Here is a 16,099-nt window from a genome sequence, read left to right as displayed (position 1 = left end):
GTCACGCCGCAAACAGAAACGCCCGCCGCAATTCGCGGCGGGCGTTTTTTTCGTTCAAGCCAAAGAAAAACCGTCTACAGATCAGATCGCCATCGGCGCCGTCAGCGGTTCATGGTGGCGATAGCCGACCAGCGAGAAATCGGACGGCTCGATCTTCTCCAGCCACTCAGGCTCGTACACGCCCGTCTTGGCATAGTCGGGCACGCGTTCCGAAATCGCGAGTTGCGGGCTTTCATACGGATCGCGCATCAGTTGCTGCTGCAACATGTCGAGCTGATTCTCGTAAATATGCGCATCGCCGATGAAGTAAGTGAACCAGCGCGGCGTATAGCCCGTCAGGCGGCCGACGAGGTGCAGCAGCGCCGCCCCTTCCGTCAGGTTGAACGGCGTGCCGAGCCCGACGTCGTTACTGCGAATATAGAGGCACAGCGAAATCTCGCGCTTCGCGACGTTTGGCAGAAACTGGTACAGCAGATGGCACGCCGGCAGCGCGATTTCCTCGAGCACGGCCGGATTCCACGCATGAAACAAAATCCGACGGTCGGACGGGTTTTTCATGATCGTGTCGAGACACTGGCGAATCTGGTCGATCGCCTTGTACAGCAGTACCTTCCGCACGCCGTCTTCCTCGAACCGGGTGACGGGCGCGTACCCGCGCGATGCCGCGTCTTCCAGCTGCGCGCTCGCTGTCGCGTCGAGCACCTTGTAGGCGGGCCACTTGCGCCACTGCACGCCGTACACGTCGCCGAGGTCGTCCGACCCTTGCCGGTAGGGATTGGCGAGCCACTGCGCGTTTTCGTTCGCGTTCCCGTCCCAGACCTTGCAGCCGAGCGCGCGGAAATCGGCGGCACTGCGCGACGCGCGCAGAAAGCCGATCAGTTCGCCGATCGCCGACTTGAACGCGAGCTTCTTCGTCGTCACGGCGGGGAAACCCTGCTGCAGATCGAAGCGCAACATCGCCCCCGGCAAGCTGATCGTGCGGATGCCGGTGCGGTTTTCCTGCCAGCTGCCGGTATCGAGGATCGTGCGGACGAGGTCGAGGTACTGTTTCATGCGGGTTCCTTCGGCAGGACGCGGACGCGCCGGACCGTTTTTGGGAAAAACCCGATTCTAGCAAGCCGGGCGAACGCACGTGAACGCGCAGGTAGCGCCGGGCAGAAAGGTCGCAAATGCAACCATCGCAAGTCTGAACGCTTCATGCGCGGCAGAACGCGGCATTCAGGAAGCGGCGCTTCGCAAACAAAAAAGCCCGGTCAATCGACCGGGCTTTTCGCCCTTACACCAGCCCGTTAGCCGCGAGGCGGCGCGCTTAGAGATGCGGCATCGTCGACGGCATCTCCGCGTGCGGCGCGAGCGGCTCGCTTTCCATATGCCGCATGCCGTGCGAGCACAACAACCGGTACAGCGTGACGCGCGAGATGCCCAGCTCCTGCGCGGCATCGCCCAGACGGCCGCGATGACGCAGCAGCGCCAGTTCGATCGCCTGCCGCTCGGCGGCCTCGCGCGCCTGGGCAAGCGACACGGGCACGATTTCGACGTACTCGGCCAGTTCGAGATCGCGCGCAGTGATTGCCCGCCCTTCCGACATCACGATCGCACGCCGCACGCGGTTGATCAGCTCCCGCACGTTGCCCGGCCAGCTGTAGTTGTGGAGCGCCGCGATGGCATCGGGCGCGAAGCCGCGCAGCCGGCGGCTCGCATCTTTCCTGAAACGTTCGAGCATATGCCGCGCGAGCAGCTCGATGTCCTTGCCGCGCGCGCGCAGCGGCGGCTCGTCGATCTGCAGCACGCACAGCCGGTGATACAGGTCCGAGCGAAACCGCCCTTCGATCATCGCCGTGTTCATGTCGACGTGTGTCGCGGAAATGATCCGCACGTCCACTTCGATCGAGCCATGTCCGCCGAGCCGCTCGACCTTGCGCTCCTGCAGGAAGCGCAGCAGGCTCGCCTGGCTTTCGAGCGGCAGATCGCCGATTTCATCGAGGAACAGCGTGCCGCCGTTGGCCGCCTCGACGCGCCCGATCTTGCGCTGGTTCGCGCCCGTGAACGCGCCGCGCTCGTAGCCAAACAGCTCCGATTGCAGCAGATGCGGCGGAATCGCGCCGCAGTTGATGGGGATGAACGGCGCGTTGCGGCGCGACGAGCGCTCGTGAATGGCAACGGCCGTGAGTTCCTTGCCGGTGCCCGATTCGCCGGAAATGAAGACGGGCGCATCGGTCATCGCGACCTTGCGGATGGAACGGAACAACGCGAGCATCGCGTCGCACGAACCGACCATTTCGCCTTCCGTGCCGCCTTGCGATGCGTCATTGGACGCCGGTTCGCCAAGCGAAACCATGCCATATGCGTGACCCACCGAATCGACGATCCGGTCGCCCGAATACGGCACGGTAACGTAATCGAAACAATAGTCGCGTACTAGCCGGCGTAATGCGGCATCCTGCAACTGGCCTGCCATCGTGGTGGCGACCCAGCCGACATTCGGCATGGTCAGACAGGATTCAAACGCCGCGATTTCATGCTGCTGGAAACAGCTCGACAGATCGAGCAGACCACCCGCCGCCATCCCCGAGCGTACGGCGCGGCGGGCATCGCGTGCCGAACCGACAACCTCGACATGCCACCCGCGCTCATGAAAACGCGTGTTCAACTCCGCGCTTGGATCTCTTGATACGTAAATCAGTTGCCGCGTGGCGGATTCCATTATTCAGATCCTCTCGTCAACGAACGTTAAGGATGACGGCATGTGCTGATCTGGATTTAGCTGAGAGGCACGCCTATTCGCACGGGATTCGCAAACAGCGAAAACCGAACGGCCATTCCATTCCGTACGGACAGCTGATCCCCGAAAAACGGCGCGTGTATTGAAACGGCCCAGTAGTGGGCTTTTTTAAAAACGTGTTGCTGTGGTTGAGAGCTTACTATACGCGCGAGCCGTCGAAAACAAATATGCGAATTAAATCGTTCAGCCTTGCCCGGTAAGGGTTTGCGGTTCATCGGCATGCGCTTTGGGGACCGATTAAAACGGTGGAAGCGCATTCACCATACTTTTTTATCAACGTACTACGCATGGCTCGCGCTTAACGCATGGATTTGAAATCCGCGTGTTTTCAGCGTCAGGTTTCAGACCTGAAACGTTTACGTCCGATTTGACTCGACGGACAGCCGAACCATTTCGCCACGTCCAATTGCATCAATGGATTGCGACGGATGGCACACGTTTCGCTAAATGTCCCGCACCAAGGAGAGACATCATGCGACTCGTTTTCCGCATCGACTCGAACCACATTTCAATGCTGCCCGCTGGCCTTGCCGTGTGCGTCGCACTCGCGCTTTCGTCAATGTCGGCCGTTGTTTACGCCCAGGCATCCTTGACGGATGCGACAAACGCGACGACGGCGACAGCCGCGCAACAGACAACGGAAGTCGCCACGGACGAAACATCGAACGTGACTGCGGACACGACGACCGGCGTCGATATTGCTAACGGCGTGCCGGCCGACAGCGCCGCGATGAGCGACTTCGCGCTGGACGACCAGGTGCTGTCGCGCCAGCGCGGCGGCGCGGCGGGCATGGTGATGGTCGCGGTGACGCCGCAGTTGACGCGCGGCTCGGCCGTGACGCTGTGGGACGAAATCGCGCCGCCGTCGCCGCTGCCCATTCCCATCGATGCCGCGCGCGCCGCGCAAGGCAACGTAGCGAACTACCAGAGGAAGTAACACAACAACACGACATCGCACGCAAAAGAGACCAGTGCAGACTGTTTCGCACTCCAAACTGGATAGCCGGGGACATACAAAATGATCGCTTCATGGGGAAGGCTGTGCAGCCGCGCAATGGGTGCAGTTAGCACGACTGGCGCGCCACGGCTCGCGACACGGCTGGCCGTCATCGCTGGTCTGTGCGCCGCCGGTTTCGCCGGCGCGGCCTTCGCACAGGCCGCGAACCCGGGCGACATCGTCGTGCAGCGCGAAATCACCCCGCGCATCGCCTATGCGCCCGTGCCAAAAGATCAGGACCCCGTCAGCGCGCGCGTCTCGACCTTCCCCGGCACCACCTTCAACCCGACGATGGCGCAAGTCGCGTCGGATGCCGATCTGACCAACGCGCACGGCTCGACGGGCCTCGACAGAAACGTCGCGGGCGGCGCCGGCCTGCAGGCCGTCACGCGCATCCTCACGGGCAACACCACGAACAACAACGTCGCGCTCAACTCGGGCGGCATCGGCCAGCCGGCTCCGGGCATCGGCGGCAATATTTCCGCGTCGGTGACGGGCTCGCTTGCACCGCTGTCCACCGCACTCGGCGGCGCGCTCGGAGGCCTCGGCAAATGAACACGCTACTTCGCCCGATTCCGCTCCTCGCAGCCCTCGCCCTGGTCGCCGCACAACCGTCGTACGCGCAGCAGGTGGGACGCGTGAGCGGCGACGCGAGCATCGCCACGGGCGCCGCCGTCAGCGCGACGGGCGCGATCACGGTGAACCAGGCCGCGGGCCTGAACAACGCGCAGGCCAACCAGTTGACGATCACCAACGGCGACGCCGTCGCAAACGACAACGCGAGCATGCAGAGCGCCACCGCGCGGGCGCGGGTGCCGAGCGCGCGCGCGTCGATCGAAGGCAACGCATTTTCGAGTTCGTCCGGAGCGGTGATGGTGAACCAGTCTGCGGGCGCAGGGAATCTCCAGCGCAACAGTGTGCTGCTCGGCACTGCCGCGCCAGGGGTCGAGACCGTCTCGGATGGGGTGCTATCCGCGACGGCCGCGCATAACGGCGGTCAGAGTCAGGCGGTCGCACCACAAGGCGTCCGCGAGGCCAGCATTTCCAGCGATGCCTTCAAGAACGTCAATGGAATCGTGCAGATCAACCAGACTGCCGGAGCCGGTAATGCCACGGCGAACAGTTTCGTGCTCCGTCCCCCGGCGGGCACTCTTTTCTAACTGACCACAACTAGTATCGGAGCGAAACCATGAAGCGCACTCTCATTGCAGCAGCCGTCCTCGCCGCCGCTTCCACCAGCGCCTTTGCGAGCCCGCTGAAGAACCCGTTCATTTTCAATGCGACGCTGGTCGGAGAAGCCGTCGGGATCGAAGGGTTCGTCACGCTGTTCGGCTGCGTCGGCGTCTCCAGCACGGCGGGCGCCGTCGTCAACAACACACAGCACGCGTACGCGAACACCTCGCTCAGCCCGAATGCGCAGTCGTACACGTCCGGCTCCGTGACGACGCGGATCGACAACAGCTACAAATCGATCAACAGCAGCGGCAGCGCATGGGCTTCGCTGTCGACCTCGCACTCGTCTGAGTCGTCTCACGCGCAGGGCTATCAGTCTTCGTCGGGCTACGCGTACGGCAACCAGAGCAGCTCGGTCAAGGGCGGCGGCTTCGAGTTCAGCGCGCAGGCAGCGGAAATCGGCGGCAGCTTCAGCCATGAAAGCCAGAACGCCGGCGGCCACATCTCGGCGGGCGGACATGCAGGCGTCAGCTACGAATCGGCTTCCGGCTACAACCCGTGGACGGGCGTTTCCTCGGGCCATGCCAGCATTTCGGGTGGCCTGTCGGCTGGTTACAAGGAATCGAGCTATCGCAACAGCGAGCAGATCGGCGGCTCGTTCGGCGCAGTCGAAGGCTCGGGCCAAGGCAAGGTGTGGGGCTACCAGGCGAACCAGGGCTCCGGCTACGCGGCCCACGGCGAGCAGTCGAGCGGCTATGAAGTCGAGAACTCCAAAACGCACGACAGCTTCGCTGCGCAGTGGGGCTTCAACTCGTCGACCGCGAAGACGGACGTGGAAGTGTATGGCTCGGTCACGCAGCACATCAACACGCAGAAGGCGGGCAACCTGACGGCGACGACGGGCAGCAACGCCGCGCAGAACGTGAGCGGCAACATCGGCGTCAACATCGCGGAAGGCGTCAACAACGCGCAGGGCAACGACGCTGCGCTCGCTTCCGTCGATGCCGGCAACGTGTTCGGCAACGCTCAGGTCTTCAACAGCCAGAGCTCGGGCGGCAAGGCCAGCATCAACAACTTCAACGTGAACGCCTCGGTCGGCGACGGTTCGCTGCAGTACGCATCGGGCAACGTCGGCGTGAACGTCGCGTCGGGCATCAGCAACGTGCAGAACAACAGCATGGCGGCTTCGACGTCGACGGTCTCGCGCAGCCACGGCAGCGCAGCGATGGTGGCGACGGATGACTCGTCGCAAACGGCGGGCGTGGACTTCCGTGGCTCGTTCGAAGGCACGGCGACGCTCGGCGCAGGCGCGCTCAGCCACGCGACGGGCAACATCGGCGTGAACATCGCGGGCGGCGCGGGCAACGTGCAGCACAACGGGCTCGCGATCGCTTCGATGAACACCAGCCGCTAAAAAGGCGGCTGAAACAGGCAGCGAAACAAGCAGCCATACGGGATGCGCCGGCGGCCAATGCAGCCGCCGGCGCGACTTGGCAGGAGACCAGCATGTCCGGGTTTGTCCGGTTCCCGGCGTTACGACCCGCCGCGACTGTCGTTGCGCTCGTTACTTGCACGTTGTGTGCGCGAGTGAACGCACAGGCGAGCGTCGACACGTCTACCCTCGCAGGTATTCCGCTTACCAAAACGGTGCACTCGATGAGGGACCTGCGTTACCGCCATATCGTCAGCCAGCAGTTCGATTACAGCTGCGGTGCGGCGGCGCTCGCAACCCTCCTCAAGTACGGCTACGGCATCGACATCCCCGAGACGGACCTGATCCGCCGGATGATGGTTTTCTCGACGCCGGAGGTCGTGGTCAAGAACGGCTTTTCGATGCTCGACATGAAGAAGTTCGTCGAGACGATCGGGCTGCGGGGCCGCGGATTCCGCGTGAACACGGACGCGCTGTATCACCTCCAGGTGCCCGTCATGGTTCTGATGAACCTCGACGGCTATGAGCATTTCGTGATCGTCAAGCATGCGCAGGACGGTCGCATCTTCATCGCGGACCCCGCTCTCGGCAACCGGATATTGCTCGAGGAAGACTTCGCGAAGACATGGAATGGCCTCGTATTCGCAGTCGTCGGGAAACCTTTCAGGGAGGATTCCCCGCTGTTGCAGGACAACGAATCGCTGGCCTTGCGGCTGCGCGAGCGCGCGCTCGCCAACGGCACGGCCGCGACTCCCTTTGTCGAATACGGCTTGATCAAGGCAGACCTGTTCTGACTCACCCATGAAGCACTACCTCAACCAGCCCGCCCGCACCTGTCTCGCGACATTGATCGCCACGGCATGCGGCCTCGCAACCAGCGCTTTCGCCGCAGACGTCTCGACGTCGCGCGACGTGGCGCCGGCGGCGATCCAGTGGCAAAGCGTCGGGGATGATGTGCTCGCCCAGCAGACCGGAAAAGGCGCGGGCGGACAAATGATCTCCGGTTTCGTATTGAACGTACTGTCGCAATGGCAGTTGCCGAACGGCGCGAATGCGCTCGCGCAAGGCACGCTCTCCGTTGCCACCAATGCGGCGAACGCGCTGACGGCCAACGTCAGCACGCTTGCGCGCGTCACCGACGGCCGCGGCAATCCGGGCGCAGACCCGAATGCCCAGACGATCGGCGGACAACGCATCGCGGTCAACGGCGTATCGCAGGTCACGCAGGTGGCGGGCGATCGCAACGTCGGCTTCAACACGGCGACGATCGACTTCAACAACAATCCGCAACTGCTGTCAGGCGGCACGAATGCACAGAGCGCCGCGGCCTCGAACACGGCGGGCAACATCAAGGCGGGCATCTCGTTCGGCAACGGCGGCGTGAGCGTCGCGCTGCAGACGCCTGCCGGCATCGCATCGCAAACCATTGCACCCAGCAACGCGCAACAGGCCGGCGCGATTGCCCAACTACTGCAGATCGCAGGCAATAACCAGCAAGTCGCCAACCAGTTGCAGCTCTCGTTGCAGACGACGCCCATGTCGTCCGCGATGCTGCGCCAGGCCGGCGTACTACAAGCCCTGCAAAACGCGGTGAATGCAAGGAGATAGGGCGGGCCGCGACCCGTCAGCAGGCGTCATCAGGAGGAAAAGTCGTACAGAAAGCGGCGGCACGAAGCATAAGAACCAGCCAAGTGCAGCCAGATTCACCGGGGGAAGAATAATGATGATTAACACAACAGGCAGGAAGCCGCGAGTCCGACTCGCGGCTATTCCTGCTGCGGCGATGCTGTTCGCGCTGTCACAGGGGGTTTCCGCACAAGCCATCAACAACCAGTCGCTCGAGGAGCGGCTCAACACGCTGATGCGTGTCGTCGACGAGCAGCAGCGGCAGATTCACTCGCTCGAACGGCAGGTGACGAATCTGGAAATGTCGCAGCGCGGCCGCGGCGCGCCTGGCTATGGCGCGCCCGCCGGCAGTGAAGCAGTTGCCGAGCAGCCGGGCGCGGACGGCCTGCCGATGCCGCTCCCGCCGCTAGCCCAGGTGACGCCCGGCGCGCCTGCGCCGGGCAACGCGACGGGCACCGCGACGGGCGTACCCGTCAATCCGCCCGCGCCGGAAGGCTCGACGTCGGCTGGCTCGCCCGGCACCAGCAATCCCAACGCGCAGGCGAGCGGCCCCGGCATGCCGGAAGGCGCCGTCGGCCAGACCCAGAAAGCCGCCGAGCCGGTACGAACGCAGGCCGAGGAAGCCGTCGTGCAGCGCGAGCACGCGCCGCTCTTCGATCACAAGCTGACACTGGACTGGGGTATCAGCGATACCTACTACGACCGCCGGCAACTGCAGCTGTCGGGCTTCCTCGCGCTCGACGCGATCTTTCTCGGCAACATCAACCTGGGGCAGACCAAGTCGCACCAGGTGATGGCCGATCTCGACGTGCGCTACGGCCTCACGGACCGCATCAGCGTCGACGTCGACGTGCCGTATATCTACCGGCACAGCCAGTTCATCGTCGGCGGCGCGGGCGGCGCGGCGAATACGCTGTCGGACGCGTCCGTCAACTCGAACGCGATAGGCGACGTGAACTTCGGGTTCTACTACCAGATCCTGAAGGAGACCAACAGCATCCCCGACGTGGTCGGCAGCCTGCGCGTGAAAGCGCCGACGGGCACCTCGCCGTTCGGCATCAAGGTCGTGCAGCTCGAGCCGGACAACACCAACCTCGTCGCGCCGTCGAAGCTGCCCACGGGCACGGGTTTCTGGAACCTGACGGCGGGCCTGTCGGTACTGAAGACCTATGACCCTGTCGTGCTGTTCGGCAGCCTGTCCTACACGTACAACATCGCGCGCTCGTTCTCGGACATCTCGTCGATCGCTGGGCAGACGCAGCCCGCGACCGTGAAGCTCGGCGATATCTTCCAGCTCGGCGCGGGCGTCGCGCTCGCATTCTCCGACAAGGACTCGGCCAGCATCTCGTACACGCTCGCGCTGCAGCCCGCGTCGAAAACGAAGGCGCCCGGCGGCGATTACGTGAGCGTGCCGGGCAGCGAGACGACGGCAGCCGTGATGAATTTTGGCCTGAACCACGTAGTGAACAAGCATCTGACGATCAACGGTTCGGTATCGATCGGCATGACGCCCGACGCGCCGAACTATGTGATCGGCGTGCGCTTTCCCTATACCTTTTGACGTGACACCGATACGAGGCAGATCGTGCGCGAAACTTCTCATCTGAGCTCCGTTCCCCCGCTCGCCGGCTCCGGGTTGCGTCTTGCCGTGTCACGCGGGAGCGACACGCCCGCGGCGCATCCCGTGGGCGTCGACGCGCCGCGCGGCGCCGCAACCGATCCCGGCGCGCGAATCCTGCTGTACGCCGCGCGCACGCCCGACGACGCGCTCGTCGAGCATCTGAAGAGCCGCGGCTGGAGTGTGCTGGTCGCCCGCTCGGCGCACGAGATCGGACGGCTCGTGAAGCCCGCGACGATGTGCGCGGGAATCGTCGACATGGCGAGTTTCGCCGTGCGCGACCTGCCGGGCCTGGAGGCGAGCTTGCGCGCGCAGCAGGTCGGCTGGATCGCGCTGGCGAATCCCGAACGGCTCGCGGACCCGGCCGTGCGGCGGCTGATCCGCCACTACTGTTTCGACTACGTGAAGATTCCCGTGGCGAACGCGACGATCGACTATCTGGTCGGCCACGCGTACGGCATGGTCAATCTGTGCGACGCCGACCTGCCGCCCGACACCACGGGCGCGAGCGACGACGAGATGGTCGGCACCTGCGAAGCGATGCAGCAGCTGTTCCGCACCATCCGCAAGGTCGCGAACACCGACGCGAGCGTGTTCATCTCGGGCGAATCGGGCACGGGCAAGGAACTGACGGCGCTCGCGATCCACGAACGCTCGCCGCGCCGCAAGGCGCCGTTCGTGCCGATCAATTGCGGCGCGATTCCGCATCATCTGCTGCAGTCGGAGCTGTTCGGTTACGAGCGCGGCGCGTTCACGGGCGCGAACCAGCGCAAGATCGGCCGCGTCGAATCGGCCAACGGCGGCACGCTGTTTCTCGATGAAATCGGCGATCTGCCGATGGAAAGCCAGGCGAGCCTGTTGCGCTTCCTGCAGGAAGGGAAGATCGAGCGGCTGGGCGGCCACGAATCGATCTCCGTCGACGTCCGCATTATCTCGGCGACGCACGTCGATCTGGAAGGCGCGATGGGTGATGGGCGCTTCCGCCAGGATCTGTTTCACCGGCTGTGCGTGCTGCGTGTGGACGAGCCACCGCTGCGCTCGCGCGGCAAGGATATCGAGTTGCTTGCGCATCATATTCTCGGCAAGTTCAAGACGGACAATGCGCGCAAGATTCGCGGCTTCACGCCCTCGGCGATCGAGGCGATGTACAACTACCACTGGCCGGGCAATGTACGCGAGCTGATCAACCGGGTGCGCCGCGCGATCGTGATGGCAGAGAACAAGCTGATTTCCGCCGAGGATCTCGACCTCGCGCACTTCAGCGAGCAGCAGACGATGAGTCTTGCGCAGGCGCGCGAGGCCGCCGAAAAGCGTGCAATCGAAGTCGCGCTGCTGCGGCACCGGCACCGGCTCAACGAGGCGGCGACGGATCTGGGGATTTCGCGTGTGACGCTGTATCGGCTGATGGGCACGCATGGATTGCGCGATACCTCGACTGACGATAAGGCGGGTTTCAAGGGCGATGAGAAGGCTGATGGCAAAGGTGTGTATGGGGCGACCACGAATCGCGCGAGTGACGTTTTGTTCTGTTTGCGGACGTGGCTTCGCGCTTCGCGTCGGTATGCTTGAGTGACACGCATTCTGGCGGACGGCGCGCGGTCGGGTAGAATCGGCTTCCGCTTTCTATCCGCTTCACTCTTCGCATGACGACGCTGACCCTGATCGTCGCTCGCGCCCGCAATGGCGTGATCGGCCGTGATAACCAGTTGCCCTGGCGGCTGCCCGAAGATCTCGCGTTCTTCAAACGCACGACGCTGGGCGCGCCTATTGTCATGGGGCGCAAGACGCATGAATCGATTGGGCGGGTGCTGCCCGGGCGGCGCAATATTGTTGTGACGCGGGATGCGCAGCGGCGCTTCGACGGGTGCGATGCCGTTACTAATCTCGATGATGCGTTGGCGCTCGCTGAGCGTGATGGGGCCGCGGAGGTGTTTTTGATCGGCGGCGCGCAGTTGTATGAGGAAGGTGCGCGGCGCGCGGATAAGATGATCGTTACTGAGATTCATGCCGACTTTGACGGTGATGCCAGGTTTCCGGCGCCTGATCCGGCGATTTGGCACGAGGTTTCTCGTGAGACGCATCGGGCTAAAGAGCCGAATGATTTTGAGTATGCGTTTGTGACTTATCGGCGTGTAGCGCGGTAGGTTTTGTTTGTCTGCGACGCTGTTGGTTGGTGTGCGTTCGCTGTGTTAGCGGTTGGTTCTCTTGTCTCTGCGCTGGCATCCGCGTTTTGCCTTCGTGGCGCGGCCGGTTTTGGTTGTTCTGACCTGTACGCTGGCATCTGCGATTCGTTAGCGTGCTTCACGCGTCGCCCCTGTGCGGGGCAAAAGAAAGCGGCTAACACCGCTAACTCTTGTGTTTGCCTGAGGGCCCCCAACCGGTCCTACGCCTCACACGGCAACGGCTCTGTTGGCGCGTGTTGCTAACGCGGTGAATGGGCGCCTCACCCACTTCAAGCACCCGTACACGGGCTAGCGGCAGCGAATGGTTTGCGCCGCCCAGGTGGCAAACTGTGTGTAGGTTGTCGCGGCGTATAGCTCGGCGCTCTTACAGGGTGGAACGCGTGCGCTATCGGTCCGGAGTGAGGCGTGCGAGGCACTACGGCCTACATACAGTTTGCCACCTGGGCGGCGGAGGAATGTCTGGCGCGGCATGGTGCAGCGCGGGTGCGTGAAGCGGGTGAGGCGCAACGGAAGAGCGCTGGCAACGGACATGGGTCACGTGATTGCCGTGTGAAGCGTAAGACCGGTTGGGGGCCCTCAGGCAAACACAAGAGTTGGCGGTGTGAGCCGCTTTCTTTTGCCTTTTCTTTGCGGCGGCAAAGAAAAGTAGGTGCCGCCCCGCACAGGGGCGACGCTTGAAGCACGAAGGCATAGCGCGGATGCCAGCGCACAGGTCAGAACAACCAAACTGCCCGCGCCGCGGAGCCACCAAAGGCAAAACACCAAACACAACACAACCAGCGGCAAGCCAAACAAAAGAACCCCGAGCCGGCCGCAGGCCAAAAAAACCATCACTGCCCAGCAACAGTCATCCGCTCAATCAAAACAGAGCCCGTCTGCTTAGTCCCGCGGACAATCGTGTCCGCTCCAATAGCGACGACATGCCGGAACATCTCCTGCAGCGTACTGGCCACAGTGATCTCTTCAACGGGATACTGAATCTTCCCATTCTCGACCCAGAACCCTGACGCGCCGCGCGAATAATCGCCCGTCACGTAATTGACGCCCTGCCCCATCAACTCGGTGAGCAACAACCCCGTCCCAAGCTTACGCAACATCTCCTCGAAATCATCAGACGCCTGCGTCGACGAACTCCGCAGCGACAGATTATGCGAACCACCCGCATTACCCGTCGTGGGCATACCGAGCTTGCGCGCCGAATACGTCGACAGAAAATACCCTTCGACAACGCCATCTTTCACGACAGAACGCTGCTTCGTCCGCACGCCCTCTTCGTCGAACGGCGCACTGCCCATCGCGCGCGGCACATGCGGATCTTCGACAACCTGCACATGCGGCGCAAATACCGGCTTGCCAAGGCTATCCACCAGGAACGTCGTCTTGCGATACAGCGCGCCACCGCTCGTCGCCTGCACGAAGGCCCCGAGCAGTCCCGCCGCGAGCGGCGCCTCGAACAGCACCGGCACCTTGCGCGTATCGAGTCCACGCGCGCCCATACGCGCCAGCGCGCGCTCCGCGGCATAGCGGCCGACGGCTTCGGGATCGGCAAGCTCGCCTGCGCTGCGCTTCGACGTGTACCAGTCGTCACGCTGCATGTTGCGCCCGCTACCCGCGATCGGCGCGCACGCCACGTAATGACGCGAATACGGATAGCCCGACAGAAACCCGCGCGACGTGCCGAGCACGAACTGCGAATGCTGCGCCGACACACTCGCGCCTTCCGAGTTCTTGATCTGCGGGCTCACGGCGAAGGCCGCGTCTTCCGCGCGCCGCGCCAGCTCGACCGCTTCGTCCGCGTCCAGATTCCACGGGTGATACAGGTCGAGATCGCGCGGGTCCTTTTCGAGCAGTTCTTCTTCCGCGAGACCCGCGCAGTCGTCCTCGGCCGTGAAGCGCGCGATGTTGTACGCGGCCATCACCGTGTCCTTCAGCGCTTCGGACGAAAAGTCAGAGGTACTCGCATTGCCGCGCTTGTTGCCGATGAACACCGTCACGCCGACCATCTTGTCGCGGTTGTGCTCGATCGTTTCGACTTCGCCGCGACGCACGGAGACGGACAGGCCGTCGCCTTCCGAAATCTCGGTCGCCGCGTCGCTTGCGCCGAGCGACTTTGCGTGACGAAGAATGTCGGAGGCGATTTCCTTCAGTTCATCCTGCGTATGCGGGAAAAATCGTTGCCGGGCTTCCGTGTCTGCTGCCATTGTCGTTTGCCGTCCTGAGTTGCGGTGCCGTCCGGGCCGAAGCCCGCGAGAGTTCGTCGTTGCCAGCGCTGTATTCAGCCGGCCTGTGCGCCGACGTATCCCGCGATCATAGCAAGCTCTACGCTAGCGTACCTGGCATTCGCATGTGCCTCGCGCGCATGCCCTTCGCGGACCGCACCTCGCCCAGCCAGCGCCGCCCGGCACGCTACAATATCGCGCATGACACGCAAAACCCGCATTCAACCCATGGAACCCGCTGACGTCGTCGACGACAACGGGTATGACCGTCCCAGCAAGTCGCAACTGAAGCGCGAAATGCACGCGTTGCAGGAGCTGGGCGTAGAACTCGTCGCGCTGCCGAAAGACGCATTGAAGCGCATGCCGATGCCCGAATCGCTCGATGAAGCCGTGCGCGCAGCACGCCGCATCACCGATCACGAAGGCAAGCGCCGCCAGATGCAGTACGTCGGCAAGGTGATGCGCGGCCTGCTGGACGAAGAAACGGCAGCGCTGCGCGAAGCGCTCGACAAGTACAAGGGCATCAACAAGGCCGAAACGGCGCGCCTGCACTGGATCGAGCGCACCCGCGAGAAACTGCTCGCCGACGACGCCGCGCTGACCGAATTCATCCGCCAGCATCCCGCCGTCGACCCGCAGGAAGGCCGCACGCTGATCCGCAACGCGCGCAAGGAAGCGCAGCAAGGCAAGCCGCCGCGCTACTTCCGCGATCTGTTCCAGTGGATCAAGAACGCGGACGGCGCCGGCCATGACGACGCCGACAGCAACGACTCCGACGATCTGGACGACGACGATGACGAATCCCGTGCGTAATCATCCCGACGAGCTGATCGTCGGCCTTGTGTCGATCAGCGACCGCGCCAGCACAGGCGTCTACGAGGACAAGGGCATTCCGTCGCTGCAGGAATGGCTCGGCGGCGCCCTCACCTCGCCGTTTCGCACGGAAACGCGGCTGATCCAGGACGACGCGCCGACCATCACGAAAACGCTGATCGAACTGGTCGACGAAGCCGGCTGCGATCTTGTGCTGACAACGGGTGGCACGGGCCCCGCGCGCCGCGACGTAACGCCGGAAGCGACGCTCGCGGCGGGGACGAAGGAAATGCCCGGTTTCGGCGAGCAGATGCGGCAGATCAGCCTGAATTTCGTGCCGACGGCGATCCTGTCGCGTCAGGTGGCGGTGATCCGCGAGACGACCGAACGCGCCGCGCTGATCATCAACCTGCCGGGGCAGCCGAAGTCGATCAGGGAAACGCTGGAAGGCTTGCGTGATGAAACGGGGAAAGTGAAGGTGCCGGGCATTTTCGCCGCCGTACCGTATTGCATCGACCTGATCGGCGGCCCGTACATCGAGACGAACGCCGCCGTCGTGACGGCGTTCCGGCCGAAGAGCGCGGTGCGCGCTCCGCGGCAAGGCTGAACGTTATTTCGCGGGCGCGTCGCTGGACGGCGCGTCGACAGGCGCACTCGCGGCCGGGATCAGGAAATGCTCGCGGTAATAGCGCAGTTCGTCGATGGATTCGTGGATGTCGGCGAGCGCGGTGTGCATCGCGCGCTTCTGGAAGCCCTTGTAGATCGCGGGCTGCCAGCGGCGGCACAGTTCCTTCAGCGTGCTGACGTCGAGGTTGCGGTAATGGAAGAACGTTTCCAGTTCGGGCATCCAGCGCGCCATGAAACGGCGGTCCTGGCAGATCGAGTTGCCGCACATCGGCGACTTGCCGGGCGGCACGTGCTGACCGAGAAACGCGCGAATCTGCTCGGTCGCGTCGGCTTCCGTCACGGTCGACGCGCGCACGCGGTCGATCAGCCCCGAACGGCCATGCGTGTTCTTGTTCCAGTCGTCCATCTTGCCGAGCGTTTCGTCGCTCTGATGAATGGCGAGCACGGGGCCTTCAACCAGCCTGTCGAGCGTCGAATTCGTCACAACGACGGCGATTTCGATGATGCGGTCGTTGTCGGGATCGAGCCCCGTCATTTCCATGTCCAGCCAGACGAGATTCATGTCGCTGCGCACGAGCGGCTGATCGACGGATTCGATAATGTCAGTCATTGAAGGCAACCTTGATTTG

At 63.5% G+C, this 16,099-nt stretch carries 15 protein-coding genes; 11 read left to right on the top strand and 4 right to left on the bottom strand.

Features of this window, described 5'->3' with window-relative positions:
• Window positions 1-81 precede the first annotated feature (81 nt).
• Window positions 82-1,053 (bottom strand): thymidylate synthase, encoded by a 972-nt coding sequence (locus H1204_RS04740; RefSeq protein WP_180730103.1) that lies wholly within the window; start codon window positions 1,051-1,053, stop codon window positions 82-84.
• 256 nt (window positions 1,054-1,309) lie between these two features.
• Complete coding sequence (locus H1204_RS04735; protein ID WP_007585822.1) at window positions 1,310-2,704, bottom strand: sigma-54 dependent transcriptional regulator; 1,395 nt, start codon at window positions 2,702-2,704, stop codon at window positions 1,310-1,312.
• 550 nt (window positions 2,705-3,254) lie between these two features.
• Between H1204_RS04735 and H1204_RS04730 the strand changes: the two genes are divergently transcribed.
• From H1204_RS04730 to H1204_RS04690, 9 genes are all read left to right on the top strand, one after another.
• Window positions 3,255-3,719 (top strand): hypothetical protein, encoded by a 465-nt coding sequence (locus H1204_RS04730; RefSeq protein WP_180730102.1) that lies wholly within the window; start codon window positions 3,255-3,257, stop codon window positions 3,717-3,719.
• An 81-nt stretch (window positions 3,720-3,800) separates the two neighbouring features.
• Window positions 3,801-4,334, top strand: coding sequence for a hypothetical protein (locus tag H1204_RS04725; RefSeq protein ID WP_180730101.1), 534 nt, complete (start codon window positions 3,801-3,803; stop codon window positions 4,332-4,334).
• Window positions 4,331-4,939, top strand: a complete 609-nt coding sequence (locus tag H1204_RS04720) for a hypothetical protein (protein ID WP_180730099.1) — start codon at window positions 4,331-4,333, stop codon at window positions 4,937-4,939. Before H1204_RS04725 ends, H1204_RS04720 begins: the two co-directional genes overlap by 4 nt.
• 29 nt (window positions 4,940-4,968) lie before the next feature.
• Window positions 4,969-6,366, top strand: coding sequence for a hypothetical protein (locus H1204_RS04715; protein WP_180730098.1), 1,398 nt, complete (start codon window positions 4,969-4,971; stop codon window positions 6,364-6,366).
• A gap of 92 nt (window positions 6,367-6,458) precedes the next feature.
• Window positions 6,459-7,178, top strand: a complete 720-nt coding sequence (locus H1204_RS04710) for a C39 family peptidase (protein WP_180730096.1) — start codon at window positions 6,459-6,461, stop codon at window positions 7,176-7,178.
• A 7-nt stretch (window positions 7,179-7,185) separates the two neighbouring features.
• Window positions 7,186-7,992, top strand: coding sequence for a peptidase C39 (locus tag H1204_RS04705; RefSeq protein WP_180730095.1), 807 nt, complete (start codon window positions 7,186-7,188; stop codon window positions 7,990-7,992).
• A gap of 112 nt (window positions 7,993-8,104) precedes the next feature.
• The gene (locus tag H1204_RS04700) at window positions 8,105-9,571 is read left to right on the top strand and encodes a hypothetical protein (protein ID WP_180730094.1); all 1,467 of its coding nucleotides are present in this window, start codon (window positions 8,105-8,107) and stop codon (window positions 9,569-9,571) included.
• Window positions 9,572-9,595: 24 nt separating this feature from the next.
• Window positions 9,596-11,197 (top strand): sigma-54 dependent transcriptional regulator, encoded by a 1,602-nt coding sequence (locus H1204_RS04695; protein WP_243468555.1) that lies wholly within the window; start codon window positions 9,596-9,598, stop codon window positions 11,195-11,197.
• A 74-nt stretch (window positions 11,198-11,271) separates the two neighbouring features.
• Window positions 11,272-11,772 carry a dihydrofolate reductase gene (locus H1204_RS04690; protein ID WP_180730092.1) on the top strand — a complete coding sequence of 167 codons (501 nt, stop codon included), beginning with the start codon at window positions 11,272-11,274 and terminating at the stop codon, window positions 11,770-11,772.
• Window positions 11,773-12,641: 869 nt separating this feature from the next.
• Here H1204_RS04690 and pmbA read toward each other — a convergent pair.
• Complete coding sequence (gene pmbA, locus H1204_RS04685; protein WP_180730090.1) at window positions 12,642-14,012, bottom strand: metalloprotease PmbA; 1,371 nt, start codon at window positions 14,010-14,012, stop codon at window positions 12,642-12,644.
• Between the two features lie 219 nt (window positions 14,013-14,231).
• Between pmbA and yjgA the strand changes: the two genes are divergently transcribed.
• Entirely contained in the window at window positions 14,232-14,843 is a 612-nt protein-coding gene (yjgA, locus tag H1204_RS04680; RefSeq protein ID WP_180730089.1) for a ribosome biogenesis factor YjgA, read from the top strand.
• The gene (gene mog / locus H1204_RS04675) at window positions 14,824-15,450 is read left to right on the top strand and encodes a molybdopterin adenylyltransferase (RefSeq protein ID WP_180730087.1); all 627 of its coding nucleotides are present in this window, start codon (window positions 14,824-14,826) and stop codon (window positions 15,448-15,450) included. Before yjgA ends, mog begins: the two co-directional genes overlap by 20 nt.
• A gap of 3 nt (window positions 15,451-15,453) precedes the next feature.
• On the opposite strand, the gene orn is transcribed toward mog, so the two are convergent.
• Window positions 15,454-16,080, bottom strand: a complete 627-nt coding sequence (gene orn, locus H1204_RS04670) for an oligoribonuclease (protein ID WP_180730086.1) — start codon at window positions 16,078-16,080, stop codon at window positions 15,454-15,456.
• Between the last annotated feature and the right edge of the window lie 19 nt (window positions 16,081-16,099).

The organism is Paraburkholderia sp. PGU19, from assembly GCF_013426915.1.
Taxonomy (GTDB): Bacteria; Pseudomonadota; Gammaproteobacteria; order Burkholderiales; family Burkholderiaceae; genus Paraburkholderia.
This window is presented reverse-complemented; position numbering and strand designations above follow the sequence as displayed.